The sequence below is a fragment of the Streptomyces sp. NPDC001507 genome, assembly GCF_042894765.1.
Taxonomy (GTDB): Bacteria; Actinomycetota; Actinomycetes; order Streptomycetales; family Streptomycetaceae; genus Streptomyces.
Map to the genome: position 1 here is coordinate 34,172 of NZ_JBIAVV010000013.1, position 25,131 is coordinate 59,302.

The 25,131-nt window shown below is 72.6% G+C and carries 23 protein-coding genes; 15 read left to right on the forward strand and 8 right to left on the reverse strand.

Annotation, left to right across the window (positions count from 1 at the left end; all coding sequences use genetic code 11):
- Positions 1-28 precede the first annotated feature (28 nt).
- The 5 genes from ACFY0K_RS36190 to ACFY0K_RS36210 all read left to right on the forward strand — a co-directional run bounded on the left by ACFY0K_RS36190 (position 29) and on the right by ACFY0K_RS36210 (position 6,465).
- On the forward strand, positions 29-1,489 hold the full coding sequence (locus tag ACFY0K_RS36190) for an aldehyde dehydrogenase family protein (RefSeq protein ID WP_390643401.1): 1,461 nt from the start codon (positions 29-31) through the stop codon (positions 1,487-1,489).
- On the forward strand, positions 1,482-2,681 hold the full coding sequence (gene lhgO / locus ACFY0K_RS36195; protein WP_390643402.1) for an L-2-hydroxyglutarate oxidase: 1,200 nt from the start codon (positions 1,482-1,484) through the stop codon (positions 2,679-2,681). The genes ACFY0K_RS36190 and lhgO overlap by 8 nt, the downstream gene beginning before the upstream one ends.
- A 142-nt stretch (positions 2,682-2,823) precedes the next feature.
- A complete protein-coding gene (locus tag ACFY0K_RS36200; protein ID WP_390643403.1) occupies positions 2,824-3,684 on the forward strand; it encodes an amidohydrolase family protein in 861 nt (286 codons plus the stop codon).
- A 13-nt stretch (positions 3,685-3,697) separates the two neighbouring features.
- Positions 3,698-5,398, forward strand: coding sequence for a thiamine pyrophosphate-dependent enzyme (locus ACFY0K_RS36205; RefSeq protein ID WP_390643404.1), 1,701 nt, complete (start codon positions 3,698-3,700; stop codon positions 5,396-5,398).
- Between the two features lie 20 nt (positions 5,399-5,418).
- On the forward strand, positions 5,419-6,465 hold the full coding sequence (locus ACFY0K_RS36210) for an Ldh family oxidoreductase (RefSeq protein ID WP_390643405.1): 1,047 nt from the start codon (positions 5,419-5,421) through the stop codon (positions 6,463-6,465).
- 37 nt (positions 6,466-6,502) lie between these two features.
- On the opposite strand, the gene ACFY0K_RS36215 is transcribed toward ACFY0K_RS36210, so the two are convergent.
- Both ACFY0K_RS36215 and ACFY0K_RS36220 read right to left on the reverse strand, forming a co-directional pair.
- Entirely contained in the window at positions 6,503-7,513 is a 1,011-nt protein-coding gene (locus ACFY0K_RS36215; protein ID WP_390643406.1) for a M56 family metallopeptidase, read from the reverse strand.
- Between the two features lie 4 nt (positions 7,514-7,517).
- Complete coding sequence (locus ACFY0K_RS36220) at positions 7,518-7,931, reverse strand: BlaI/MecI/CopY family transcriptional regulator (RefSeq protein ID WP_390643407.1); 414 nt, start codon at positions 7,929-7,931, stop codon at positions 7,518-7,520.
- Between the two features lie 193 nt (positions 7,932-8,124).
- Here ACFY0K_RS36220 and ACFY0K_RS36225 point away from each other — a divergent pair, with 193 nt between their 5' ends.
- The 6 genes from ACFY0K_RS36225 to ACFY0K_RS36250 all read left to right on the forward strand — a co-directional run bounded on the left by ACFY0K_RS36225 (position 8,125) and on the right by ACFY0K_RS36250 (position 14,288).
- Positions 8,125-9,585 carry a glycosyltransferase gene (locus ACFY0K_RS36225; protein WP_390643408.1) on the forward strand — a complete coding sequence of 487 codons (1,461 nt, stop codon included), beginning with the start codon at positions 8,125-8,127 and terminating at the stop codon, positions 9,583-9,585.
- The gene (locus ACFY0K_RS36230; protein ID WP_390643409.1) at positions 9,582-10,307 is read left to right on the forward strand and encodes a polysaccharide deacetylase family protein; all 726 of its coding nucleotides are present in this window, start codon (positions 9,582-9,584) and stop codon (positions 10,305-10,307) included. Before ACFY0K_RS36225 ends, ACFY0K_RS36230 begins: the two co-directional genes overlap by 4 nt.
- An 88-nt stretch (positions 10,308-10,395) precedes the next feature.
- Positions 10,396-10,932: a MarR family winged helix-turn-helix transcriptional regulator gene (locus ACFY0K_RS36235; protein ID WP_390643410.1), complete on the forward strand. Its 537-nt coding sequence runs from the start codon at positions 10,396-10,398 to the stop codon at positions 10,930-10,932.
- A gap of 92 nt (positions 10,933-11,024) precedes the next feature.
- Positions 11,025-11,402, forward strand: a complete 378-nt coding sequence (locus ACFY0K_RS36240; protein WP_351961452.1) for a DoxX family protein — start codon at positions 11,025-11,027, stop codon at positions 11,400-11,402.
- On the forward strand, positions 11,403-11,873 hold the full coding sequence (locus ACFY0K_RS36245; protein ID WP_390643411.1) for a peroxiredoxin: 471 nt from the start codon (positions 11,403-11,405) through the stop codon (positions 11,871-11,873).
- A 57-nt stretch (positions 11,874-11,930) separates the two neighbouring features.
- Positions 11,931-14,288: a SpoIIE family protein phosphatase gene (locus ACFY0K_RS36250; protein ID WP_390643412.1), complete on the forward strand. Its 2,358-nt coding sequence runs from the start codon at positions 11,931-11,933 to the stop codon at positions 14,286-14,288.
- Positions 14,289-14,302: 14 nt separating this feature from the next.
- On the opposite strand, the gene ACFY0K_RS36255 is transcribed toward ACFY0K_RS36250, so the two are convergent.
- Positions 14,303-14,737: a cupin domain-containing protein gene (locus ACFY0K_RS36255; protein WP_390643413.1), complete on the reverse strand. Its 435-nt coding sequence runs from the start codon at positions 14,735-14,737 to the stop codon at positions 14,303-14,305.
- A gap of 133 nt (positions 14,738-14,870) precedes the next feature.
- On the reverse strand, positions 14,871-15,479 hold the full coding sequence (locus tag ACFY0K_RS36260; RefSeq protein WP_390643414.1) for a DNA polymerase ligase N-terminal domain-containing protein: 609 nt from the start codon (positions 15,477-15,479) through the stop codon (positions 14,871-14,873).
- Between the two features lie 416 nt (positions 15,480-15,895).
- Here ACFY0K_RS36260 and ACFY0K_RS36265 point away from each other — a divergent pair, with 416 nt between their 5' ends.
- Both ACFY0K_RS36265 and ACFY0K_RS36270 read left to right on the forward strand, forming a co-directional pair.
- Positions 15,896-16,519: a lasso peptide biosynthesis B2 protein gene (locus tag ACFY0K_RS36265; protein WP_390643415.1), complete on the forward strand. Its 624-nt coding sequence runs from the start codon at positions 15,896-15,898 to the stop codon at positions 16,517-16,519.
- Position 16,520: 1 nt separating this feature from the next.
- Positions 16,521-18,341: an asparagine synthase-related protein gene (locus tag ACFY0K_RS36270; RefSeq protein WP_390643416.1), complete on the forward strand. Its 1,821-nt coding sequence runs from the start codon at positions 16,521-16,523 to the stop codon at positions 18,339-18,341.
- Here the strand turns inward: ACFY0K_RS36270 and ACFY0K_RS36275 are convergent.
- Positions 18,328-19,611 (reverse strand): hypothetical protein, encoded by a 1,284-nt coding sequence (locus tag ACFY0K_RS36275; RefSeq protein WP_390643417.1) that lies wholly within the window; start codon positions 19,609-19,611, stop codon positions 18,328-18,330. The genes ACFY0K_RS36270 and ACFY0K_RS36275 overlap by 14 nt on opposite strands.
- 278 nt (positions 19,612-19,889) lie before the next feature.
- On the opposite strand from ACFY0K_RS36275, the gene ACFY0K_RS36280 reads away from it, so the two are divergent.
- Complete coding sequence (locus ACFY0K_RS36280) at positions 19,890-20,849, forward strand: TauD/TfdA dioxygenase family protein (RefSeq protein WP_390643418.1); 960 nt, start codon at positions 19,890-19,892, stop codon at positions 20,847-20,849.
- Between the two features lies 1 nt (position 20,850).
- Here ACFY0K_RS36280 and ACFY0K_RS36285 read toward each other — a convergent pair whose 3' ends face one another.
- From ACFY0K_RS36285 to ACFY0K_RS36295, 3 genes are all read right to left on the reverse strand, one after another.
- A complete protein-coding gene (locus ACFY0K_RS36285) occupies positions 20,851-21,885 on the reverse strand; it encodes an LLM class flavin-dependent oxidoreductase (protein ID WP_390643419.1) in 1,035 nt (344 codons plus the stop codon).
- A gap of 77 nt (positions 21,886-21,962) precedes the next feature.
- Positions 21,963-23,465: a metallophosphoesterase family protein gene (locus ACFY0K_RS36290; protein ID WP_390643420.1), complete on the reverse strand. Its 1,503-nt coding sequence runs from the start codon at positions 23,463-23,465 to the stop codon at positions 21,963-21,965.
- Positions 23,466-23,783: 318 nt separating this feature from the next.
- Complete coding sequence (locus tag ACFY0K_RS36295; protein WP_390643421.1) at positions 23,784-24,434, reverse strand: NADPH-dependent F420 reductase; 651 nt, start codon at positions 24,432-24,434, stop codon at positions 23,784-23,786.
- A gap of 151 nt (positions 24,435-24,585) precedes the next feature.
- On the opposite strand from ACFY0K_RS36295, the gene ACFY0K_RS36300 reads away from it, so the two are divergent.
- Positions 24,586-25,029 (forward strand): GNAT family N-acetyltransferase, encoded by a 444-nt coding sequence (locus tag ACFY0K_RS36300; RefSeq protein WP_390643422.1) that lies wholly within the window; start codon positions 24,586-24,588, stop codon positions 25,027-25,029.
- Positions 25,030-25,131: the final 102 nt, after the last annotated feature.

Genomic DNA, 25,131 nt, shown 5'->3' on the forward strand with positions numbered 1-25,131 from the left:
ACCGCGGACGACGAAGGAAGTGATCTCCATGCGCACTCTGGAAACCCTCTCTGGCGGGGAGTGGGTGAGGTCCGGCGAATGGATCGACGTCCACGACCCCGCCGACGTCCGCACCCCCCTCGCCCGGGTCCCGGCCCTGTCCGCCAAGGACGTCGCCCGGGCCTACGACCACGCCGAGCGCGGGTTCGCCGTCTGGAAGCGCACCAGCCCCTTCGAACGGGCCCGGGTCCTCACCGAGGCGGCCCGCCTGATCAGGGCGCGGGCCGGGGACATCGCCGCCGACGTCACCGCCGAGAACGGCAAGACTCTGGCCGAGGCGACCGGCGAGACCCTGAAGGCCGCCGACTTCCTGGAGTACTACGCCGGACTCGCCCGCCAGGGCTACGGCACCCTTCTGCACGACGTACGCCCGGCCCACCGTACGCACACCCAGCGCGAGCCGATCGGCGTGATCCTGGTGATCAGCCCCTGGAACGACCCGTTGATCACCCCGGCCCGCAAGCTCGCCCCGCTGCTCGCCACCGGCAACGCCGCAGTGTTCAAGCCGGCCACCGAGACACCACTGGCGGGGCTGCACTTCGCGGCCGCCCTGCACGACGCGGGCCTGCCCGCCGGCGTCCTGAACGTCGTCACCGGCCGGACCGCCGAGATCGAGGAGGCGCTGCTCGACGACCCCCGGATCGCCGGCATCACCTTCACCGGCTCCAACGCCGTCGGCAACCGCATCCGGCGCCGCCTCGCCGACCGCAACGTCCGCTTCCAGGGCGAACTCGGCGGCAAGAACGCGTCGGTGGTGCTGCGCGACGCCGATCTGCCGGCCGCGGCGAAGGCCGTCGTGGCCGCCGCCTTCGGCCAGGCCGGGCAGCGCTGCACGGCCACCAGCCGGGTGATCGTCGAGCAGCCGGTGTACGACGAGTTCGCCGGCCTGCTGGTGGCGGAGGTGGGGGCGCTCACCGTCGGCCCCGGCACCGACCCGGCCACCACCCTGTGCCCGCTGTCCAGCCCGAAGCAGCGCGACAGCGTCCTCGCCGGCCTGGGCAGGGCGGTCGAGCAGGGCGCGACCGTGCTCACCGGCGGCCGGGCGGACAGCGGACGGCCCCACGGCTGCTACGTGGAACCCACCGTCCTCGCGGGCATCACCCCGGAGATGGCCATCTGGTGGGAGGAGGTCTTCGGACCCGTCCTCGCCCTCCGCGCGGTCGACGACTTCGCCGCGGCCGTGGAAGCCGTGAACGACTCCGAATTCGGGCTCGCCGCAGCCGTGTTCACCCGTGACCTCGGCTCGGCGTACCGCTTCGCGGACGAGGCCGAGTGCGGGCAGGTCGCGGTCAACACCACGACCACCGGCTGGGACGTCCACCTGCCGTTCGGCGGCTTCCACGACTCCGGCACCGGCTACAAGGAGCAGGGCGAGGAAGTCCTGAGGTTCTCCACGCGCGTCAAGACGGTGGCCGTCCACTTCGGTGCCCCGGGGCGGGCCGATGGCTGACGAGACGGTCGGCGTCGTCGGCGCCGGGATCGTGGGCCTGGCCACGGCCCGGGAGATCGCGCTGCGCCGCCCCGGCACCCGGGTCGTGGTGTTCGAGAAGGAGCGGGAGGTCTCCCGGCACCAGACCGGCCACAACTCCGGCGTGGTGCACGCCGGCATCTACTACACGCCCGGCAGCCTCAAGGCCGACCTGTGCGTGCGGGGCGTGTCCCTGCTGCGCGAGTACTGCCAGGACCGGCGGTTGCCGTACGACGAGATCGGCAAGCTGGTCGTGGCGGTCCGCGAGGACGAGCTCGGCCGGATGCAGAACCTGTACGAGCGGGCGAAGAACAACCACGTACCGGAGCTGCGGAAGATCTCGCGCGAGGAGATCAGGGAGTTGGAGCCGCACGTCGGCGGTATCGCGGCCCTGCACTCCCCGCGCACCGCGATCACCGACTACCCGGCGATCGCCCGCGCGTTCGCGAAGGACGTCGTCGACTCCGGCGGCGAGGTGCGCCTCTGCTTCCCGGTCACCTCGATCAGCACCGTGCCCGGCGGCATCGAGGTCGCCTCCGGCCTGGACCGGGTCCGCGTCGGCCGGCTCGTCCTCTGCGCCGGCCTCCAGTCCGACTCCGTCGCCAGGCTCGCCCAGGACGGGCAGGAGCCCCGGATCATCCCGTTCCGCGGCGAGTACCTGCTGCTCAGGCCGGACCGGGCCCATCTCGTACGCGGCCTCGTCTACCCGGTGCCCGACCCCCGCTACCCCTTCCTCGGCGTGCACTTCACCCCGCGCGTCGACGGCTCGGTCGAGGTCGGACCCAACGCCGTCCTCGCCCTCGCCAAGGAGGGGTACCGGCGCAGCAGGGTCTCGCCACGCGACCTGCTGGCTCTCGCCGGCTATCCCGGCGCCTGGCGGATGGCCGGCCGGCACTGGCGTACCGGCATCAGGGAGTACCGCGGCTCCTTCTCCACGGCCGCCTTCATGAAGGACGCCAAGCTGTACGTCCCCGGCGTCGGCGTCCACGACGTGGTACGCGGCGGCGCGGGCGTGCGCGCCCAGGCGCTGGACCGCGACGGCACACTCGTCGACGACTTCCGCATCCACCGGCTCGGCCGGGTCACCGCCGTCCGCAACGCCCCCTCGCCGGCCGCCACGGCCTCCATGGCGATCGCCGAACACATCACCACCGCCGTCTTCGACGACGCCTGACACGGCGGCCGCATGCCCGGCGAACTGCGCACTTCCGCGCAACAACAGCTTGCGCTCCGGGATCTCCGCAAGAGCGCACCGGCCGCCTAGCGTTCCTGCCACACCACCCCCACCACCCCGCTCCGAGAGAAAGAGTCCGGACATGTTCGTCGTCGACACGCAGATCCACATCTGGAAGGAAGAGACCCCGGACCGCCCCTGGGTGCCCGGCGCCCGGGAGCGGATCCGGCTGAACGGCCACCGCGAGGACCCCTTCTCCTACGAGGAGGCCCTGGAGCTGATGGACGAGGCCGGCGTGAACCGTGCGCTGATCCTGCCGCCGTCCTGGGAGGGCGACCGCATCGACTACGCCCTGGAGGCCTGCGAGGCCCACCCGGACCGGTTCGGCATCATGGCCCGCGTCCCGCAGGACAAGCCCGCAGAGGGCAAGGCGATGCTCAAGGACTTCGCCCGGAACCCGCACGTCAAGGGCGTCCGGCTCACCTTCCACCGGCCGCAGGACCGCAACTGGATGATCGACGGCACCAACGACTGGTACTGGCCGATCGCCGAGGAGCTGCGCATCCCGACCATGGTCCACGCGCCGGTCTGGAAGCGCGAGCTGGGCGAGATCGCCGCGAAGCACCCCGAGTTGAAGATCATCATCGACCACATGGGCATCATGGCCCGCTGCGTCGACGACGCGATCGGCTACTGGGTCTCGGAGACCGCCGACCTGCACGTCCACCCGAACGTCTACGTCAAGGTGTCGGCGCTGCCGGGCTACTCCACCCAGCCCTTCCCGAACGGCAACATCCAGAAGTACGTGCGCGAGATGGTCGACAGGATGGGCCCGCAGCGCTGCTTCTACGGCACCGACATCACCCGGCTGCTCGGCCACGGCATCACCTACACCGACACGATCGAGCAGTTCACCAAGCACTGGGACTTCACGGCCGAGGAGCTTGAATGGATCATGGGCCGCGGTATCTCCGAGGTCCTGAACTGGCCGATCGAGGGCTGAGGAAACACCGGCGATGACCAACGACCCACGGATCGACGGCGGCGACGCCGTCGTCTCCGCCTTCGACGCGGCGGGCGCCGACCACGTCTTCTGCTCCTCGGGCTCCGAATGGGCCCCGGTGTGGGAGGCGCTGGCCCGCCGCCACCGCGACGGCGAGCCCGCCCCGCGCTACCTCGACCTGACCCACGAGACGGTCGCCGTCGGCATGGCGACCGGGTACGGGCTGATCGCGCGCCGCCCGCAGGGCGTTCTGCTGCACGCGGCGCCGGGCCTGCTCCAGGGCTCGATGGCCGTGCACGGCGCACTGCTGGCCGGCGTGCCGATGGTGGTCGCCTCCTCGGAGTCGACGACGTACGGCGACGCCCCCGGGCACGACCCGGGCGGCCAGTGGTACCGCAACCTGTCGATCGTCGGCGGCCCGCACGGCATCGCCCAGCCGTTCACCAAGTGGTCGACCGGGGCCGCCAGTGTGCACACGCTTCCGACCATGATCACCCGGGCGGCGGAACTTGCCTGGCGGGCCCCGGCCGGACCGGCCTACCTGAACATCCCCCTGGAGATCCTCCTGGAGGAGTGGGACGGCCGCGAGGCCAAGCCCGTCGTGCCGCCGGGTTCGACGCACAGCTCGCCGGAGGAGGTCGACCCGGTCGCACAGCTGATCCGCGAGGCGGCCAACCCTGTGATCGTCACCGAGACCGTGGGGCGCGAGGCGGGCGGCTTCGAGGCCCTGGTCGCCTTCGCCGAGGCCTGGCACATCCCGGTGGTCGAGCCGGACTCGGCGGTGTGCGGCAACTTCCCGCGCACCCACCCGCTGCACGCGGGCAGTGACATCGGCCCCTGGATGGACGAGGCGGACCTGATCCTCCTCGTCAACTGCCGGGCGCCCTTCTACCCGCCCTCCCGCCGCCCCGCCAAGGCGAAGATCGTCGTCATCGACGAGGTCCCGCAACGCCCGCATGTCGTCTACCAAGTGCTGTTCGCCGACGCCTACTTGGAGGGCAACGTCGCGAACACGCTACGCCAGCTGACCAAGCGGGCCAAGGACCTCGACGAGCGGGCCGTAGCGGTGCGCCGGGCGGCGCAGGAGGAACGGCATGCCGCAGAGCAGTCCGCGATCGCGGCGGCGGAAGCCACGGCGGCCGAGGCCAGGGGCGTCGACCCGGTGCTGGTCGCCGCCACCCTGCGCCGGCTGCTGCACGGGCAGGACGCGATCGTCGTCGACGAGACCATCACCCACAGCCGCGTCGTCAGGCGGCACGCCCAGACCGCGGACCCGGACTCCTACTTCTACGTCCAGGGCGGACTAGGTCAGGGCATCGCGGTCGCCCTCGGCGTCAAACTCGCCGCGCGGGAGCGCCCCGTGGTCCTCACCATCGGCGACGGCGCCTTCACCTACAACCCGGTGATCCCCTCGTACGACGCCTCGGACGCGTACGGACTGCCGTTGCTGATCGTGGTGTTCAACAACCGTGTCTACAAGTCGATGAATCTCAACCACCGCCGCTTCTACCCCGACGGCGCGGCAGCCGAGACCGGCGAGTGGCTCGGTACGGACCTGCACCGGCTGCCCCGGCTGGCCGCCTTCGCCGAGCCGTTCGGCATGCACACCGAGACCGTCGACACGTCGGAGGTGCTCGCGCCGGCACTGGAACGCGCCCTGAAGGCCGTGGCCGAGGGCACCACCGCCGTCGTGGACGTCCTAGTCACCCGCTAGCCAGGAGACACACCGCAACCATGTCCAACACCCCCGCCAGGATCCTGGTGCCCGCCGACGACCTGCGCGCCTTCTCCGCCGCCCTCCTGGAGAAGGGCGGCCTGAGCGCCGAGCACGCCCGGACCACCGCCGACGTCTTCGTCTGGGCCGCGCGGCGCGGCGTCGACTCGCACGGCACCGCCCGCGTCCCCGCCTACCTGGACCTGCTCGCCAAGGGCGTCGCCAACGCGCACCCGGAGATGACGACCGAGTCGACGGCCCCGGCCGCCGCCGTCCTCGACGCCGACCGCGCCCCCGGCCCGGTCGCCCTGACCGCCGCCGCCGACGAGGCGGTACGACGGGCCCGGGAGACCGGCATCGCCTCGGTCGGCGTCCGCCGTACCGTCCACACCGGCGCCATCGGCTACTACGTGTCCCGGATCGCCGAACAGGGCCTGGTCGGGATCGGGTTCGTGGCCGGCATGCCCAACATGGGCTATACCGGCGTCAGGGGCGTGGCCGTCGCCACCAGCCCCCTCGCCGTCGCGGTACCGGCTTGCGAGCACGCCCCGCTGGTGCTGGACATGGCCACCGCCACCATCGCCCTCGGGAAGATCCGGCAGGCGAAGGCGAGCGGCACACCCTTGCCGGAGGGCGCGGCCGCCACGGCGGACGGCATCCCGACGACCGACCCGGAACTGGCGGTCATGCCCCTGCCGCTGGGCGGCGCGAAGGGCTCCGGCATGTCCCTGGCCTTCGAACTCCTGACCAGCGTCGTCGTCGGCGCACCGATCTTCGCGGCCTTCCACGCCGGCGACCGCAGGCACCGCCAGAACGCCCTGCTCATAGCAGTGGACCCGGCGGCCTTCGGCGACCCGGAGGCTTTCACCGCGAACGTCGACGACACCCTGAGCACGCTGAAGGGCCTGCCGGTCGCGGAGGGCGCCGACGGCGTGTTCTACCCCGGTGAGCGCAGCGCGGCCGTGGCCGAGGAGCGGGAGGCGAAGGGCATTCCCGTGACCGCGAAGGTCTGGGGTGAACTCACCGGGCATGCGGACCGGCTGGGCGTGACCGTGCCGCGCCCCTGAACGCCCGCAAGCGTGCCGGTGGCGAGCCCCGCCGCGGTCAGCGGAGGTCCGGGCCCGGTTCGTCGTGGTCGTGGTGCGGGTGGCCGCAGGGGCCGTGTGCGGGCGGCTGCGCCGGCATCGCGGTGCCCTTGAGCGCGGTCACGCACGCGGCGAACTGGGCGCCCTCGATCATCCGCTCGCTGTCGGACGTGGCCTCGGCCAGGCTTGCGCAGGACAGCGCGAGCAGCGCGGCACCCGCGACGAGCGGCAGCGCGCGGCGCGGCGGCGGCGGCGCGAGCAGCGCCCGCACCCGCTGCGGCACGGCGCCCCCGGTCGCCGCGAGCGAGGCACCGGCGGGGGCCTTGGCCGAGGCCAGGGCCGCCCGGCCCACCGCGCGGGCGACGACCGTCCGGTCCCCGACGTGTTCCGCGGCCTCCTCGTCGGCCCAGCGCTCCAGCACGAACCCGCCGGTCCCGGCGAGCGGCCGCAGCAGGGGGCAGGCGGCGGCGGTGAGCCGCCAAGCGGTCTGGAAGAGGTGGTGGCGGCCGCGGAGATGGGCGCGTTCGTGTGCCAGCAGGGCCTCCCGCTCGGTGCCGCCCAGGCAGCGCAGCATCCCGTGCGAGACCACGATCCGGCCCGGCGCCCCGGGGAGCGCGAAGGCGTGCGGCGAGGCGTCGTCGAGCACGGCCAGCTCCAGGTCCCCGGGCAGCCGTGCGCACTCCCGGCGGGCCCAGAGCAGATGCCGGACCTGCCGCACGGCGGACACCGCGAGGCCGGTGAGGGAGGCGAGCAGGGTGACCGTCGCGACCGCGGACACGGTGAGGTAGACGGGATCGTCCGCCCGTAGCGCCGTCACCGACCAGCGGCCCTCTTCCGCGACCTCGGGGATCTGCGCGAGCCCGGTGAACGTCAGCAGCACCAGCGAGCCCAGCCAGCCGAGCGCCGCCACCAGTGCGCCGCCGGCCAGTGCCCAGGCCGCCGGGCGCGGCGCGAACCGCGTGGCGAGCCGGGGCGCGAGCACCGCGAGGACCACGGTGACCAGGAAGGGGACGTAGACGCTGACGGTCATCGGCTCACGGTCCTTCGCCCGCGGGACCGCCGTCGTGTTCCCCGAGCAGGCGCTGCAGCAACTGCTCGTCCTCCGCCGAGAGTTCGGAGACGAACCGGCTGAGCACGGCCTCCCGGTCGGAGCCGCGCTCCAGCAGGGTGTGCATCCGCTGGGCGGTGTCGGACGCCTCGTCGCGGACCGGCGCGTACGCGTAGCCCCGGCCGGCCCGCTGCCGTACCAGCATGCCCTTGTCGTGCAGCCGGGACAGGATCGTCAGCACCGTCGTGTAGGCGAGGTCCCCGGGCAGCCGTTCCTGGACCCGGCGGGCGGTCAGCGGCTCGGACGCGGCCCACAGGGCGGCCAGCACCCCGCTCTCCAGCTCGCCGCGGGCCCGCCGGCCGGATGCCTCGCCGGTCTCGTCGATCTTCCCGTCGCGCACCGTTCACCGTCCTTCAACCTGCGTTCGAGCACACAGCCTACCCGGACTGCTACTACGGCATGTAGAACCGGGTTCCGGCAGGGCCGGCCGCGCGAACGCCGTCTGCCGCAACCTGTGTCAGATTATCTACTACATGTTGTAGAGTTTCGCCGCTCCACTCCACCTGCGGAGTGCTCTGCGAAGGAACCCACCCATGCCCCACCTCGGAAGTACGGTGCATCTGCGCGCCCTCGCGGCCGCCGCCCTGCGTCCCCGGCCCGCCGCCCCCCGGCCCGTGACGCCGGCCGAGCGCGTCGTGATCGTCTCCGCGAGCATCGGCGCGGGCCACGACGGCGCCGCGCGGGAACTGGAACGCCGGCTCACGGCGGCCGGTGTCGCGGTCGACCGGTGCGACCTGCTCGACCTGCTGCCCGCCCGGCTCGGCCGGGCCGTCCGCGACGGCTACCACCGGATGCTCGTCCGGGCGCCCTGGGTCTACCAGCGCGTCTACACCAGCACCGAACGCGCCGGAGGCGGCGGCCCGCTGGCCCGCGCCCTGCTGCGCACCGCCGAGCACCGCCTGCGCGCCGCCCTCCCGGCCGACACCGGCGCCGTCGTCTCCACCTACCCCGGCGCCAGCCGCGTCCTGGGCAGACTGCGGCTGACCGGCCGACTCGACGTACCGGTGTTCACCTACCTCACCGACTTCTCGGTGCACCCGCTGTGGGTGGCCGAGGGCGTCGACGTCCACCTGGCCCTGCACGCCGTACCGGCCGCGCAGGCCCGCGCCCTGGGTGCCCGGGACGTCCGGGTCGGCGGCCCGGTCGCGGACCCGCGCTTCCGTCCCGCCGACCCCGGGCGGCGCCGGGCGGCACGGGCCCGTTTCGGGCTCCCCGCGGACGCCCCGCTGGCGCTGCTGGTCGCCGGCTCCTGGGGGGTCGGCCCGGTCCGGCAGGTGGCCCTGGAGCTGCGCGACTGCGGCGCGGCCGTACCGGTCGTCGTCTGCGGCCGCAACGAGGAACTCGCCCGGCAGTTGCGCGCCGACGGCATCGAGCACGCCTACGGCTGGGTCGACGACATGCCGGGCCTGATGCACGCGGCCGACGTGCTGGTGCAGAACGCGGGCGGCCTGACCTCGCTGGAGGCCTTCGCCGCCGGTCTGCCCGTCGCGAGCTACCGCTGCATACCGGGCCACGGGCTCACCAACGCCGCGGCGCTCGACGAGGCCGGGGTCGCCGCCTGGATCCGCGACCCGGCCGAACTCAAGGACGTCCTGGCCGACCTGATCGACGGCCCGCGCGGCCTGCTGCAACGCGAGGCGGGCCGCGCCCTCTTCGCAGCCGCCGGGGCGGGCCCCGCGGACGAGATAGCCCGCGCCTGGCGCACGGCCGGGCCGCCGCAGGTGCCGCCCGCCCTCGGCCGGCTGCTCTCGCCCCCGGCGGACCCGGCCGGCCACGCCCCCGGCGGCGCGTCCGCCCGGCGCAGGGCACGCCAGGCCGTCCGGCGCCTCGCCGTCAGCGGGGCCGTCGCCTGTGCCCTCTGGGCCGGCGCGGTCGGCACCGCGGTCGCCACGACCGGCAGCGCCCCGGGCGTCATCCACGCCATCGGCCACACCCTGGACCTCGACGGCGACGGCCACCCCGGCGGCCCGCACCAGGAGGACCACCACTCGTGACCGCCCCCGTACGCCTGCTCCGCGCGGCCGCCCTCGCCACCCTTCCGGCACTCGCCCTGCACGCGGCTCCCGTGGTCTCCACCTTCGGGCCGCTGCGCAACCGCGCCATGCCCCGCCTCGCCGGCCGGGGCCGGGCCGACCACGTCGCCCTCACCTTCGACGACGGCCCGGACCCGCTGTCGACCCCGTTCTTCCTGCGTGCCCTGGACGAGCGGCGGGTCCGGGCCACCTTCTTCCTGCTCGGCTGCCAGGCCCGCCGCTCACCCGGCCTGGTCCGTGAGATCGCCGCGGCCGGGCACGAGGTGGCGGTCCACGGCTGGCAGCACCGGCCGCTCCTGCTCCGCGGCCCCCGCGCCACCCACGACGACCTCGCCCGGGCCAGGGACACCGTCGGCGAGCTCACCGGGCAGCTCCCGCGGCTGTTCCGGCCGCCGTACGGAGTGATGTCCACCGCGGCCCACCTGACCGCCCGCCGGCTCGGTCTCACCCCGGTGCTCTGGACCTGCTGGGGCGAGGACTGGACCGCCCGCGCCACCCCGGACTCCGTCCACCGCACGGTCGTCCGGGACCTGGACGGCGGTGGCACGGTCCTGCTGCACGACTCCGACTGCACCTCGGCGCCGGGCGCCTGGCGCTCCGCCCTCGGTGCGCTGCCACGCCTCCTGGACAGCTGCGACCGGCGCGGACTCACTGTCGGGCCGTTGCGCGAGCACGGGATCTGACAGTTCCTGCGTCCGCACGGGGCAGTACCGCGGCCAACCCGCGCTGTAATTTACTTGAGTTACGCAACGATATGGTAAACTGGCCGGTATGCCCACAGAACCGCTGCCGGACGTCCCCGCCGCCACCCCGGAGGTCGTGGAGATCGAGCGCGCCCTGACACGCATCACCTACCTCAGCACCCGGGCCCGTCAGCACGAGCGGCTGATGGCCCTGGCCGGGGTGCCGCTGGACCGCGCCGCGGTGGCCCTGCTGCGCCAGGTCGCCGACTCCGAGCCGCTGCGCCCGGGGGAGCTGGCACAGCGGCTCGGGGTGGAGGCGTCCCACGTGACGCGCACGGTGCAGCAGCTCCAGCGGTCGGGCTACGTCACCCGCGTCCCCGACCCCGACGACCGCCGCGCCCAGCGGATCGAGCTCACCGACGCCGGCCGGGCCGCCGTCGACCGGGTCCGGGACGCCGGGGCACGGGGCATGCAGCTGGCCCTGAACGGCTGGGAGCCCGAGGAACTGCGGCAACTGGCCGTCCTCTTCCACCGCATGGTCGACGACTTCCTCTCCTACGCGGCCGAGGACGAGGCCGTTCAGGAGACCACCGGGACGGCGCCCCCGGCCTCCCGGACCGCGTGAGGCGCCGGCGCGGACGCGGGACGGCCGACCCGGCGCGGTGCGGGCCGGTACCGCCCGGTAATATCCGGCGGCAGGTCGTCAGAGGAGGCTTCGTGGCCCGGTCCGAACGTTCACCCCTGCTGCTCGCGGGACTGCTCGCCACCGCCGGTGTCGCCCACTTCGCGGTGCCGAAGCAGTTCGACGCGACGATCCCGAAGGCGCTGCCGGGATCCCCGCGGGCCTGGACGTACGGCAGTGGTGCCGTGGAGCTGGCGCTGGCGGCGGGAATCGCCCTGCCGCGTACCCGCAAGGCGGCGGCCCGGGCGGCCGCCGCCTTCTTCATAGGTGTGTTCCCGGCCAACGTGCAGATGGCCGTCGACTGGCAGAAGCGGCCCGAGCCGCTCAGGACCGCGGCGCTCGCCCGGTTGCCGCTCCAGATCCCCCTGGTGCTCTGGGCGCGCGGGGTCGCACGCAACGAGGAGGGCCGATAGATGGCGGCACCTGTCGAGGTGGGAAGCAGGATCGAGGACTTCGCGCTGCCGGACGAGACCGGTACCCCGCGGACCCTCACGGAACTGCTGGCCGACGGGCCGGTCGTGCTCTTCTTCTACCCGGCCGCCCTGTCGGCCGGCTGCACCGCCGAGGCCTGCCACTTCCGGGACCTCGCCGCCGAGTTCGCGGCCGCCGGCGCCCGGCCCGTCGGGATCAGCGGGGACAGCGTGGAACGCCAGCAGGAGTTCTCCGGGAAGCACACGCTCGGCATGCCGCTGCTCTCCGACACGGACGGCACCGTCCGGGAGCTGTTCGGCGTGAAGCGGGGCTTCTCACTCGCCCCGACCAAACGGGCCACCTTCGTGATCGCCCAGGATCGCACCGTCCTGGAGGTCGTCCGCAGCGAGCTGCGCATGAACACCCACGCCGACCGGGCGCTGGCCGCCCTGCGCGCCCACCACCAGGGCTGAGCCGACGCAGCTGGTCCGCGCTTGATCCGCCGGGACATAGGTCTCATCCTGGGGCGTATGGAGCGTGTCGCCGCCGCGGCGATCATCGATGCCCTGGGCCGGGTGACGGGGTGGAGCGAGGGTGCGCGGATGCTCACCGGGCACCGGGCGGAGGAGGTCGTGGGGCGACCCGCCACCGACCTCCTCGCCGAGCAGGTCCCTGCCGAGGTGCTGGCCGCCCGCTGCGGGACCGTGGCCCTGCGGCGCGCCGACGGCCGCCGCATGGACATCGTTCTGACCGCCTGCCCCGTCCTCGGCCCCGACGGCGCGACCACCGGCTACGTGCTCACCGCCGCGCCGCCCTTTCAGGCCGACCCCACCCTCGCCGGCCAGGCCTTCCAGCAGGCCTCCATGTCCATGTCGGTCTTCGACCTCCGCCGGCGCTACCTCCGCGCCAACGACGTCGCCTGCCATGCCCTGGGCGTCCCCGAGGAGGCCCTGCTGGGCCGTTCCTTCCCGGACACCGTCGAGGAGGCCCCGCACCGCGAGGGCTTCCTTCGTCATCTGCGCCAGGTCGCCGAGACCGGCCGGCCCGTCCGCTACGAGAGCTTCACCGGCTCCCCCACCCTGAACCGGGAGCACGCCTGGAGCATCGAGATGTGGCCGCTGCGCGACCCCGCAGGCGAACTCACCGCCGTCGCCCTCGCCGCCTTCGACAGCACCGAGCAGTACCTGGCCCGGCTCCGGCTCGCCCTCCTCAACGAGGCGGCCACCTCCATCGGCACCACCCTGGACGTGGTGCGCACCGCCGAGGAACTCGTCGAACTCCTGGTGCCGCGGTACGCCGACTTCGCCAGCGTCGACCTGCTCGACTGGGTCCTCGGCGCCGAGGAAGCGCCGCCCGTGCCGGACGGCGACATCGCGCTGCGCCGGGTCGCCCACGGCTCCGCGACCGAGGGCACCCCCGAGGCCGCCGTCCGGCTGGGCGACGCCGAGGTGCACCCGGCCGCGTCACCGCCGGCGCGGGCGCTGCGGGAGCGGCGGGCCGTGGTCGCCCAGTCCGGCGAGCCCGAGTTCCACCGCTGGGTCGACGAGCGCAACACCCGCACGCCCGCGGGCCGGCCCTACCGCGAGGGCGTCCACTCCATGATCGCCGTACCCCTGCAGGCCCGGGGCGTCCTGCTCGGTGCCGTCGTGGGCGTACGCATCCGCCATGCCGACGCCTACGTCAGCGACGACACCGTCTTCGCCGAGGAACTCGCCAGCCGCGCCGCCGTCTGCATCGACAACGCCCGGCGCTTCGCCCGCGAGCGCTCCACCGCCCTCGCCCTGCAGCACAGCCTGCTGCCCCGCGGCCTGCCCCAGGCCGCCGTCGAGGTCGCCCACCGCTACCTGCCCTGCGGCTCGCAGGCCGGCATCGGCGGCGACTGGTTCGACGTGATCCCGCTGTCCGGCAGCCGGGTCGGCCTGGTCGTCGGCGACGTCGTCGGCCACGGCATCCGCTCCTCAGCCACCATGGGCCGCCTGCGCACCGCGGTACGCACCCTCGCGGACGTTGACCTGCCCCCCGACGAACTCCTCACCCACCTGGACGACCTGGTCACCCACCTGGCCGCCGACGGCTCCGGCGAGGAGGTCGCCGAGCTGGGCGCCACCTGCCTGTACGCCGTCTACGACCCCGTCTCGCGGCGGCTCAGCCTCGCCGCCGCCGGGCACCTGGCGCCCGCGGTCGTGCTGCCGGGCGGCGCGGCCGAGCTGATCGCGATGACCGCAGGGCCGCCGCTCGGCGTCGGCGGTCTGCCCTTCGAGGCGACGGAGCTCGAACTGCCCGAGGGAGCCGTCGTCGCCCTCTACACGGACGGTCTGGTCGAGGACCGCGACCGGGACGTGGACCGCGCCACCGAGGAGATGTGCCGCGCCCTGAGCGCGTCCGCCGACTCCCTGGAGGACCTCGCCGACTACGTCCTCAAGGCCGTCATGCCGGAACAGCCGGCCGACGACGTGGCCCTGCTGCTGGCCCGCACCCGGGCTCTCGGCGCCGACCGGGTCGCCACCTGGGACGTGCCGCCCGACCCGGCCGCGGTGGCGCACTTCCGGCAGGCGGCCGTCGAACGGCTCGCCGACTGGGGCCTGGACGAGGAGGCGTTCGTCACCGAACTCGTCGTCAGCGAACTCGTCACCAACGCCATCCGCTACGGCGAACCGCCCATCCAGCTGCGCCTGATCCGCGACCGCGCCCTCATCTGCGAGGTCTCCGACGGCAGTTCCACCTCACCGCACCTGCGCCGGGCGCACGCCTTCGACGAGGGCGGCCGCGGCCTGCTCCTGGTCGCCCAGCTCACCCAGCGCTGGGGCAGCCGGCAGGCGGGCAGCGGCAAGACGATCTGGGCCGAACAGCCGCTGCCCGAAGGCCCGTTGCCGGTCGCCGGCGAGTGACCGGCTCGGCGCCGCTATTCGAAGTCGCAGCCCGGGTTCGGTACCGACTCCGAGTACGGCGAGCCGTGCGGCAGAACGTACAGCACGTCGAGGACCAGGTCGGTGTGACCGAGGTTGGCGCCCAGGTGCACGTCGCCCGGCCCGCCCGACTCGTAGACGGTGCCGCCCCGCCGGTAGACGCCGTCCTCCTTGCAGTCCGAGTGGAAGTGGCTCAACGTGCCCTGCCGGACGTACCCGTAGACCGGGCCGTCGTGGTAGTGCCAGCCGGTGGTCTGGCCGGGCGGGACGGTGATCTCCCGCAGAACGTAGTCCGTGTCGCCGACGGTGGTCTGGCTGATCACCCTGCCGGTCACGCCGGGTCCCGCGGGGGTGGCATGGGCGGTGCCGCAGGTCAGCAGAGTGCCGGCGGCCACCGCCCCGGCCATGGCGGTACGGAGCGCGGTACGCATGTGTGGGGGCCTCCTGAACCGAAGATCGAGTATCTTCGTGAACATAGGCCCCCGCGCGGCCGGGCGGAGGGGGAACGGCTCAATCCGCGTACGCGGAGGGGACGTTGGAGTCCATCCGGCCGGCTGCCGCCCGTCACCCCTCGCCGGCGTCCGCCGCGACCTGGGCGAGGGTGCGGCCGGAGCGCACCGAACGGGCCCGCCGGGGGTCGGGCGTACCGTGGCCGTCCGAGCGGCCGGCCCCCTTCTTCACCAGCAGCCAGGCGTCCTCGCCGTCGCGGCCCCGGAACCGGGTCAGGGCGTACTCGCCGTGCAGCTTGGAGCCGTGCAGGCGGAAGGTGGCGTGCCCGCGCTCGAGCGACTCCGCGAAGCCGACCGGGTGCCCCCTGCGGTCGTGACTGACCGGCTCGTACCAGCCGTGGTCCCAGACGATCACGGTGCCACCGCCGTACTCGCCCTTCGGGATCACGCCCTCGAAGTCCTCGTACTCCAGCGGATGGTCCTCCGTGGGCACCGCCAGCCGCTTGTCCCCGGGGTCGGCGGACGGGCCCTTCGGGACCGACCAGGACTTCAGGACGCCGCCGACCTGCAGCCGGAAGTCGAAGTGCATCCGTCGCGCGTCATGGATCTGCACCACGAACCGGAGCCGGTCACCGGCCCCCGCCGCCTGCCCCGACGGCTCCCCGGTCCGCAGGAAGTCACGCTTGTCACGGTACCTGCGCAACCGGTCGTCGCTGTCACCCACCACGGCTCCTTCCCTCGGACCTGCGCCCCGAGTACCCGGCGGCCCGTTCAGAACTCCTCGCGGCGGTCCGGGTCGCCTTCTCCTACTCCAGCCGGGTGAGGTGCTCCTCGGTGAAGTCGGAGACGCCGTGCCCTCCACCCTCGGGACATGGCGGGCAGCGATCAAGTGGGACGGACGGCGTGGGACACCGGGCGCCACGGTTGCGAGGCGCCCGGGGCGGAGTAGCCTGGACATGATCGTTGCCACCTGGCTCTGGAGGTAGGCGATGTTGATCCGATTCCTGCGGCGCCGTATGCCGCACGGCCTTGTCCTGCTCGGGAACGGCCGTCTGATCCGGGGGTTCAGCGGCGGCGACTACGACGGTCACGGATACCAGTCCTGACGCGCCCGCACCTGTGAGCACGGGAGGAGGCGCGGTGGAACAGGACACCGATGCCCTCGCGGCCATGACGCGCATCCTTTCACCGCACTGCCGCGTCACCAGACTGTCCGGCGGTGCCCTCATCGCAGACTGGAGACGGACGCGTTTTCTCGGCATGCCGACGGCCGATGTGCAGACGTTCGCCGACGGCAACGCCGAAGAACGCGCGGAACTCGTCACCGGTCTCGTCCGTGCCGGATGCGCGCCGGCGCGCCGAAGGGCCTATACCGACGGCCAGATCGGCATGTGGCTGCGTGGCGTGTTCCTGCTGATCCGCACGCTGGGCTTCGGACGGGTCCTCCGGCTGCTGCCGTTGGCTGCCCCCGGCTACGCCCGTGCGGACGTCCCTTCCGCACAGGACGTGGCAAGGCTGAAACGAGTGGTCGAATCGCACAGCCGTGGCAGCTGGTTCGTCGGCGACGACTGCAAGGCCGAGGCCGTGACGGCGTTCGTCCTCCTGCGGCGGTGCGGCTTCGAGGCCACGCTGCACGTCGGCGTGCGGGAGCACCCGTTCGCCCTGCACGCCTGGACGTCGGCGGCCGGGCTGTGCGTTCCCGCCGCCGACCCGCGAGGGCACGTCTTCACGCCGGTACTCTCGATCGGCTGCGGAAACCACTGAGATGGAGGCGCTCCGACTCGAATGGTCCGGGGACGCGGCGAGCCTCTGGACCGCCGAGGCCATGGTGCGTCAGGGGCTGGTGACGACGGTCACCGCACCGGCCGGCACCGCGGCGGTCGTCGGCTGGGTCGGCTCGGTCCAGGACCGCCTGGCAGGTGCTCGTGCCCTCCTCGACGCCTTCGACCGTCCCGGAGCCGAACCGCCGCTGCCGACCGGTGACTTCGCGGCCGTTCTCATGTACCGGGACCGCGTGCTGCTGATGCGGGACGCGCAGGCGCGCATCCCGCTGTTCTTCCGGGAGTCCGGCGGCCGGGTGAGCGCCGTGAGCACCTCGGCGCGCGGCCTGGGTCGCGCCGCCGAGCTGGAACGCCGTTACTTCTGCCGCTACCTGACCGGGAACATGGCCCAGCCGCATACGCGGCTGACCCCGTTCGCCGGGGTGTACCGGGTGCTCGGCGGCGAGGTGGTGGAGCTTTCGGTCACCGGGCGGCTGCGCGGCCGGACGGTGCTGCGGGCCCGTCGGGCCGGCCTGCCGGCGGCACCGCCCGCAGACCGGCCCGATCCCGGCGCGGCCGGGCAGGATCTGCGCCGAGCCCTGGAGCAGTCGGTCGCGCGCCGCCTCGGCAGGACGACCGCGTGCCACGTCTCCGGCGGCACCGACTCCACCAGCGTCGCGTTGCTCGCGGCGCGTCTGCTCGCCGAAGGCGAGGACCCCGACGCGGAACTGATCCTGCTCGCCGGGCGCTTCGGCGGGGGAGAACTGGCCGGGGAGCGGCCCTACCTCGAAGAGGCCGTCGACGCGGTCCGCCGGCTTGCACCCGCGGCCCGTCCGGTGATCGTCGATGCCGACGACGTGGCCGACTTCGACGACTTCGAGTACCACGCGGGAGACTCGGACGAGCCGCACGCCCACGCCTTCCGCGCCCCGTTCTGGAGCAGGCTGCATGCCGTTGCGGCGGAGCAGGGCTGCGACATCCTGCTCACCGGTTGCGGAGCCGATCCGGTCGTCGACTCCAACCCGCTGCACCTGCACCGGCTGGCCCGCTCCGGAAGGCTCCGGGAGCTGACCGGGCAGGCACGTGCCCATGCCGCAGCCAGTGAACGGGGAATCCGTGAGATCTTCGGCACCCACGTGGTGCGCCCGGCGCTTCCGCTGGCGATCGAACGGTTCGCGAGGCTCGTTTGTCGCGGAACAGTGCTCGGGGGACTCGGCAACTTCACTCGGCCGCCCTGGCTGCGCCCCGGATTCGCGCGGGCTCACGGCTACCGGGCGGCCAGCATCGCCGAGAGCCGCTTCGCCTTCGGGCGCAGGCCGGAGCAGTCGCTCTACGACGCGGCCAACTACCTTGCCGCACCCGACCCGTTGTCCTGGCGCCACGCACGGCGGAACGGGTTCTTCCTCTCGCACCCTTTCCTCGACCCGGAGGTGATCGCGACGATGCGGCGTCTCCCCGCCGAGGCCGCCATGCGAGGGGGCCGGTCGAAGGCGGTGCTGCGCGAGGCCATGGCGGATCTGCTGCCGCCCCGGATACACGGCCGAACGGCCAAGATCCCCTTCAACGACCTCTACGTCCGCGGACTACGGGCACACGGAGACGAACTCGTCGACCGCTGCCGCTCCGCGCGGCACCCCCTCACCGCGGAGATGTTCGACATCGACCTGCTGTGCCGCGCGGTGCGGGAGGCCCAGTGGGGGATGGGCGACTCGTACGCCTGGGACCGGGTGAACTCCTCGCTCGCGGTGGTGGTGTGGCTGGAGAGGCTGGGGGAAGGGCGTTTTGCGGAACCTGGGGCCGCCGTGCCGGTCATTATCGGCCCTTGATGTCCCAGAGGGTCCGTTCGACCGGACCTGCCTCAATGATGCGGATGCCGTACCGGTTCTGCCCCTCTTCACCTGACTCCAACTTGCCGTGGTTGACGCTGATACTCTCCAGGATGTTTGCGCCGTGCGTGCCGAACTGCCAAAAGACATCAATGTACCGAGGGTCTCTCGTTTCCCTGTCGATCGCGTTGTTCTCGTGAATCCTGCTCTCGTACATGATGGAGTCGTAACCCTTTTTTCCCTTCACCCATTGGGGCACTTGGTTGCCGCTCCAGCTGTAACCCATGTGAACGAGATGATCAAGGGACACACGATCCTTGCGCGTGAGGTGGGCGCTGGCATAGAACGCGACCTGATCGTAGGGTGTGTCCATAGGTAGTTGCACAACCACCCGGGCCGTGAGGACGTCGTTCGCGCCGATCTGATCTCCGTAGCGCATCCACGGTTGGGCCTCCACCAACTGGCCCGGCTGATGTACCTCTCTGCGTGACAGCGGATCCGTTCGCTCGAATGAGGTCCATTTCTCGGCGTCGATTCGCCACTGGCGACGGAGTCGGTCCTCCTGGCTCAGTGACACCTTCTGCGCCATGGCGTGCAATTCGGTGCCGAGCACGTCGAAACTCACATCGCTGTGGTTCTCAAGGGTGATGTTGACCGGAACGGAGAAAGCCTTGTGATCCTTGCTCGGCACGGGATCGTCCATGGTCAGCTTGATGATGGGCTTGATCTCGCGCTGGGACGGCAGATAGAGGTTCTGGTAGCCGAAATTTGCCAACGCGATGACGGTGGTGGCGAGCAGTGCTGTCGCCACTCGCTTCGGAGTGGGAATCACCTTCAATGTCCGCCCCACGGCAAATACTGCCCACGCTGAACCTGCCGTGAGGGCGCCGAACAGTACCTTGTATCTGATCGCATCGGCGTCCCTCAGCAACTCGACGAACAGAAGTGAGTTGGCAAGGAAAGTCACGAAAGTGGCAAATAGTGCGATAAGTCCAGAATGGTCGCAGGTGTGCCGCAGCCAGTGATCCATCAGTGCGCCGACGCCCAACAGTGCGGTGGCTGCGACCACGATGAGTACGGCACCGGTGAGGCGACCGGGAAAGGTAAGAGCGCTGAGCAGGTCCCTGGCGCCGAAATTGCCCAGCGCCGCGGCCGTTAGCAGCAGGACCACCGTGATCACGATCAAGGACACGCGTGATGGATTCTTCCGTTCCAGCGCTAGTTGCGCCCGCTGGCGTGAGACGTCGCGCGAGTTTTTGCGAAGGCTCATGCGGCCACCCGCTGACGCGGCAGGCTGTGAAGCCCCATGCCGACGGTAAGCGGCCTCACCGGTCGGCGTCGACCTGCGTCAACCGTTTTCACGGGTGCCTCCTTCGTGGACCACAGCAGACCGAGGGGCCTGCCTTCAGTGATTTCGTGATCATCGTCTGTGGTCATCCGTTCGATCGCCACCCGCGTGCCTCCGGATGCAGGAGCGCCGGGTGCATCACCGCGTCCCGACCCGGGGTACCTCTCCAGAGGCCGGTACCGACGACCAGCGGAGCGCACATGACGACGGGAAGCCGTACGAGGAACCATGCGGCCGAGGTGAGGCCCGCTGCCGGGCACATCGGCGCCGAGATCACCGGGGTCGACCTCGCTCAGGACCTCGACGACGCCGTCGTCGCGGCGATCCGCGAGGCCGTGCTGCGCTGGAAGGTCGTCTTCTTCCGGGACCAGCGGCTCGACCACGCCGGGCACGTCGCCTTCGCCCGCCGTTTCGGCGAACCGGTCGTGCTCGGCAGGCGCGGCAGCGCATCGCCGGCCGGGTTCCCCGAGGTGGAGACCACCGCCGACCGCCTGGAGCTCGGCGGCCGGTTCGGGATGGAGCACGAGGAGTGGCTGCAGCGGCGTCGGCACACCCTGCTGCGCGGCTGGCACTGCGACCACGGGGCACGGATCGACCCGCCCGCCGCGACCATCCTGCGCGCCGAGACCGTACCGCCGTACGGCGGCGACACCACCTGGGCCAACCTGGCCGCCGCCTACGCCGGCCTCTCCGCGCCCGTGCGCGCCTTCGTCGACGGCCTGCGCGCCGAGCACCGCCTCGGCGTCGGCTACCAGCCCCGCCCCGGCGACGACTCCTACCTGCGCCACCTCCTCGACCACCAGGTGGCCTCGGTGCACCCGCTGGTCCGCGTCCACCCGGAGACCGGGGAGCGGGTGCTGTACGTCAACGGCTACTACGTCGAGCAGATCGCCGACGTCTCCCGCCCGGAGAGCGCCGCTCTGCTGGAGATGCTGCTCGAACAGGCCGTACGGCCCGAGTACACGGTCCGCTTCCGCTGGGAGCCCGGCAGCGTCGCCTTCTGGGACAACAGGGCCACCATCCACCTCGCGCCCAGCGACAACGCCCACCTCGGCTTCCCCCGCGTCATGCACCGGGTGATGCTGCACGGCGAGGTGCCGGTCGGGGTGGACGGCAAGCCGTCGGAGCCGGTGACCGGCACGGAGGTGCGCCGCTGGTGACTCAGGCCGCTGCCGCCGGGCGCCAGCCGAGCGCCGGCCCCAGACGGGTCGCCATGTCCGTGAGTATCTGCACGTAGTCCTCGTGCTCGAAGGTGAACGGCAGGGCGAAGGCCACCTCGTCGACCTCGCGGAAGGCGGCGTGTGCGTGCAGCTGTTCGACGATCTCCGCCGAGGTGCCGACGATGTCCGGCGCGAAGAGCAGCCGGCCGGGACCCTGCGGGGCCGAGGTGCGGGGCAGCCGCTTGGCCGCGTACGCCTCGTACTTGGCGCGCTGCCCGGGCGTCGCGGAGTCGGTGGGGATGACGACCAGGCCCTGGGAGACCCGGGCCGCCTCGCCGTCCGGGTGACGGGCGCGGAACTCGCGGATGTGCGAGAGCTGGATCCCGGCGAAGTCGTACGCGTCCGCCTCTTCCCCGGCCCGTACGACACTGCTGGTCAGGAAGTTCATGCCGTGCTCGCCCGCCCAGCGCGCCGAACCGAGACTGCCGCCGCCGTACCAGAGCCGCCGCCCGAGGCCCGCGGAGTGCGGCTGGACGACGTCGGAGAACACCTCGAAGCCCTCCACCCCGCTGAAGTCGGTGGCCGGCTTGCCCCGGACGAAGTCCAGCAGCCGTCGCACCCGCTCGTAGCTGAAGTCCTCGACGTCGGCCGTGCCCGGGTAGAGGGCCTCCCTGACCTGCTCGTAGTGCATGGGCGGGCCGACGCTCACCCCGGGGTTCAGGCGGCCGCCGGACAGGAGGTCGACGGTCGCCAGGTCCTCGGCGAGCCGCAGCGGGTTCTCCCAGCCCAGCGGGATCACCGCGGTGCCCAGCTCGATGCGGCTGGTGCGCTGCGAGGCCGCCGCGAGCACGGCGACCGGCGACGAGATGCCGTACTGGAGGTGCCGGTGACGCACCCAGGCGCTGTCGAAGCCCAGCCGCTCGCCCAGCTCGATGATCTCCAGCGTGGACTCGTGCCCGCGGCCCGGATCCGCGCCGTCGAACAGGCCGATGGTGAGGAAGCCCAGTCTGCGCAGGGGACGGGGGGTGGACGGCACGGGTCCTCCAGCGGTCGTACGTCAGTTCTGCCCCGATTGTGGCACCTGAACATTGCGGGAGTGTGATCAGCTTCGGATCAGCGCAGTGGGATGGTGACCTCGTCCTCGACCGGCGGGTCCAGCTCCTGCGGGCGGTTCCCGGTGGCGGCGAAACAGCGCAGCCGTACCGCGTCCGGGCTGACGTCGAGGCGCAGGAAGCACTTGAAGAAGGGCGGGCTGTAGGTGGCCGAGCCGGGGGAGAACAGCTGGGTGTAGATCTTCTTCACGGGCAGCCGGAAGCGCGGCCCGCGGTCCGGGCGGCTGCCGGCGCCCAGCAGGGTCGCGACCAGGCGGGCGCGGCGGGTGACCCGGGTGTCCTCGGCGGGCGTACGGCCGGGCCTGATGCCGAGCCGCTCGGTGATCACGGCCGTCGCCTCCGCCTCGGTGAGCGTGAAGAAGCGGCGCAGCCGCAGCCGGCGGCCGTACAGCCGGCTGTAGAACGCGAGCGAGTCGCCGCGCAGCGGGTAGCAGCGGAAGTCGTCCTCGGTGACGTTCGCGACCGACACCGGGGGGATGGTGTGGGTGGCGTGCATGAAGGCGCCGCCGCCGCCCGCGACCACGTACTGGATGGTGCGCCCGGCCACGTCGACGGGGTAGCGCTGGTAGTTGTGGATGTCGCCGCCGATCGCGGCCACGTAGTGGTGGGCCGGGTCGCGGACGATGTCGTCGACCGTGCCGCCGCCCTCGATCGCGCACGGGTGGTGCTCGCCGTCCACGTACAGCGGGGAGCCGGTGACGAGGATCTTCGGACGCGGCCCCCGGGACACCTCCCGCAGCCAGGCGCCCTGTTCGGCGTCGATGGTGCCGAGCAGGCCGGTGTCGATCCCGACGATGCGGACCGGCCCGGCGTCGATCGCCCAGTACGGCCCCGGCTGCACGGCCGTCTGTTCCTGCCGCCCGCGCAACTTCCTGGCGTCGGCCAGGAGTTGTTCGTCCGCCGGACGCGGACGGTGCCACAGCAGGGCGCGCCACCAGGCGCGGGTGAGCGGGCGAGGCCCCGGTTCGGCCGGCAGCGCCGGGGTGTCGTCGCAGAAGACGCGCATGAACGCGCCGAGGTCCTCGTACCAGTCGTGGTTGCCCGGTATGGCGTAGATCGGGGCCGGATAGTCCCGGTACGGGCGGAAGAACTTGGTGCCGTAGTCGTCGGTGGCGCCGACCGGATAGATCACGTCGCTCGCGATCACCGCGAAGTCGGTGTCCTGACTCGCCTGCAGGAACCCCGGCACGACGGCGTACTGGGAGTCGTCGCCCTCACCGGTGTCACCGATCACCATGAACGAGAACCGGTCCGCCTCATGACGCCGGATCAGCTTGTCGGCGGGCGCCCCGGCAGCCGCCCGTTGCGCCACCCAACGGCTGCGGGTACGGCCGGTCGGGTCGCCGAACCAGGAGGCCAGCACACCGTTGCGGGCGGCCCACATGGTCCTCGGGTTGAACCAGAACAGCTTCTCGCCATGGTCGGGCATAAGTTGGCGGTAGGCGCCGCGCTCGGTCTCGCCCCAGCCGGCGCCTTCTGCGGTATCGCGTGAGGAGTCAGACACGCGGGAACCGTACAACGATCAACGGATGGCCGCGGGACGGGGGTTCGGGCCGGACCCGGTCACCACTCGTAGGGGTTCGAGTGGGCGCCGTAGGGGGACTGCGGTCCGGGTGGTCGGGGGTGCTGAACCGGCCGTTGCCGCCCGATGCGGGCGGGCCCTGCATGTGTGCAACTCCCCCCAGAGCCACGTCTGTTGTGGGGGACGGTACTACGCGCCGGGGGCGTTGGCCGGGGCAGTCACCGGGACTTCGGCTGCCTCTGGGGAAGCAGGGGCCGAAGCCGCCGTCGACCGGCCGCGGCGCGGGCGGGCCCGGGGAGCTCAGGGTGCGACGATCTTGATCGCGCTCATCCAGCCGTGCCCCCCGGGCCGGGTCTGCAGGGCCATGTGCAGCAGCTGGATGCCCTCCAGCTCCCGGGCGTGCCGCAGCCCGCCGACGACCACCGGATTGAGCCCGCCGGAGGCGACCAGCTCGGCCACCTGGTCGCGGGCCGCCGCGTCGTCGCCGGCGATGAACACGTCCAGCGGCAGCCCGCCGACCTCGCCCGCGACCAGCGAGCCCGCGAACGTGGTGTTGAAGGCCTTCACCAGATGCGTGCCCGGCGCCGCGGCCTCGGCCAGCTGCTGGGCGCCGGAGCTGTCCGCGGGCACCGTCAGCGAGTCGAAGGTCGAGAAGTCCACGGGATTGGAGATGTCGACGACGGTCTTCCCGGCGAGCCGGTCCCCGTACTCGGTCACGACCTCCTTCGCCGCGTCGAACGGCACGGCCAGCACCACCACGTCCGCCGACCCGACCGCGTCCGGCACCGCGGGCGCCACGTCAGCCCCCGGCGTCCGCTCGGCCAGGGCGTCGGCGAGTGTCATGGCCTTGGCCGGGTCCGTTCCGACCAGCCGGACCGTGTGCCCGCCCGCCAGGGTCCGGGTGGCGATACCGCCCGCCATGTTGCCCGTGCCGACGATGAAGACCCGCATGCGTGCGCCCCTTCCGTGCGGTGGGAGCTGCCGACGGTCCCGTTCGTCCTGAACCAGGATAAATCGGTCGGCCTGGCCTGGCTCGGGCTGGTGCTCGAAGCCGGGCGTGCGCGTCGACGGTCCGCCGGCCGCGTCGGATAGCGTGTCCACGATGGGGGACTGGACGATGCGGCCGGCGTCGGACGCGGACGTCGAGGCGGTGGCCGAACTGCGTGCCGTCGTCATGCGGGGCGACCTGGAGCGGCTCGGGCGGTACGACGAGCGGCGGGTCAGGCAGCGGCTGCGGGACGGGTTCGGTGCGGCCCACACCTGGGTGATCGAGGTGCGCGGCGCCTTCGCCGGCTGTGTGGCGCTGCGGCCGGCCGGTGATGCCCGGTGGCTGGAGCACTTCTATCTGGCTCCGCACGCGCAGGGCCGGGGCATCGGCTCGGCCGTGCTGCGCGCGCTGCTGGAGCGGTGCGACCGCGACGGCGTCCCCGTCCGGCTGAACGTGCTGCAGGGCGGCGCGGCCCGGCGACTGTACGAGCGCCATGGGTTCGTGGTCGAGACCGAGGACCGGGTCGACGTGTTCATGGTGCGTCCGCCGTCCCCGTGAGCGCCGTTCCGTCCCGGCCGCCCCGCCGTGCATAGGGAAAACCCTCGAACGCCCGCGTGGTGCTGACATGTGCGGGTCAATTCTGGAATCCTCGCTCAGCAC

Bases quoted from the DNA above. Each gene is read 5' to 3' on its own strand.
- ACFY0K_RS36190 (WP_390643401.1), top strand. From the start codon at position 29: ATGCGCACTCTGGAAACCCTCTCTGGCGGGGAGTGGGTGAGGTCCGGC.
- lhgO (WP_390643402.1), top strand. From the start codon at position 1,482: ATGGCTGACGAGACGGTCGGCGTCGTCGGCGCCGGGATCGTGGGCCTG.
- ACFY0K_RS36200 (WP_390643403.1), top strand. From the start codon at position 2,824: ATGTTCGTCGTCGACACGCAGATCCACATCTGGAAGGAAGAGACCCCG.
- ACFY0K_RS36205 (WP_390643404.1), top strand. From the start codon at position 3,698: ATGACCAACGACCCACGGATCGACGGCGGCGACGCCGTCGTCTCCGCC.
- ACFY0K_RS36210 (WP_390643405.1), top strand. From the start codon at position 5,419: ATGTCCAACACCCCCGCCAGGATCCTGGTGCCCGCCGACGACCTGCGC.
- ACFY0K_RS36215 (WP_390643406.1), bottom strand. From the start codon at position 7,513: ATGACCGTCAGCGTCTACGTCCCCTTCCTGGTCACCGTGGTCCTCGCG.
- ACFY0K_RS36225 (WP_390643408.1), top strand. From the start codon at position 8,125: ATGCCCCACCTCGGAAGTACGGTGCATCTGCGCGCCCTCGCGGCCGCC.
- ACFY0K_RS36235 (WP_390643410.1), top strand. From the start codon at position 10,396: ATGCCCACAGAACCGCTGCCGGACGTCCCCGCCGCCACCCCGGAGGTC.
- ACFY0K_RS36245 (WP_390643411.1), top strand. From the start codon at position 11,403: ATGGCGGCACCTGTCGAGGTGGGAAGCAGGATCGAGGACTTCGCGCTG.
- ACFY0K_RS36250 (WP_390643412.1), top strand. From the start codon at position 11,931: ATGGAGCGTGTCGCCGCCGCGGCGATCATCGATGCCCTGGGCCGGGTG.
- ACFY0K_RS36255 (WP_390643413.1), bottom strand. From the start codon at position 14,737: ATGCGTACCGCGCTCCGTACCGCCATGGCCGGGGCGGTGGCCGCCGGC.
- ACFY0K_RS36270 (WP_390643416.1), top strand. From the start codon at position 16,521: ATGGAGGCGCTCCGACTCGAATGGTCCGGGGACGCGGCGAGCCTCTGG.
- ACFY0K_RS36275 (WP_390643417.1), bottom strand. From the start codon at position 19,611: ATGAGCCTTCGCAAAAACTCGCGCGACGTCTCACGCCAGCGGGCGCAA.
- ACFY0K_RS36280 (WP_390643418.1), top strand. From the start codon at position 19,890: ATGACGACGGGAAGCCGTACGAGGAACCATGCGGCCGAGGTGAGGCCC.
- ACFY0K_RS36295 (WP_390643421.1), bottom strand. From the start codon at position 24,434: ATGCGGGTCTTCATCGTCGGCACGGGCAACATGGCGGGCGGTATCGCC.
- ACFY0K_RS36300 (WP_390643422.1), top strand. From the start codon at position 24,586: ATGGGGGACTGGACGATGCGGCCGGCGTCGGACGCGGACGTCGAGGCG.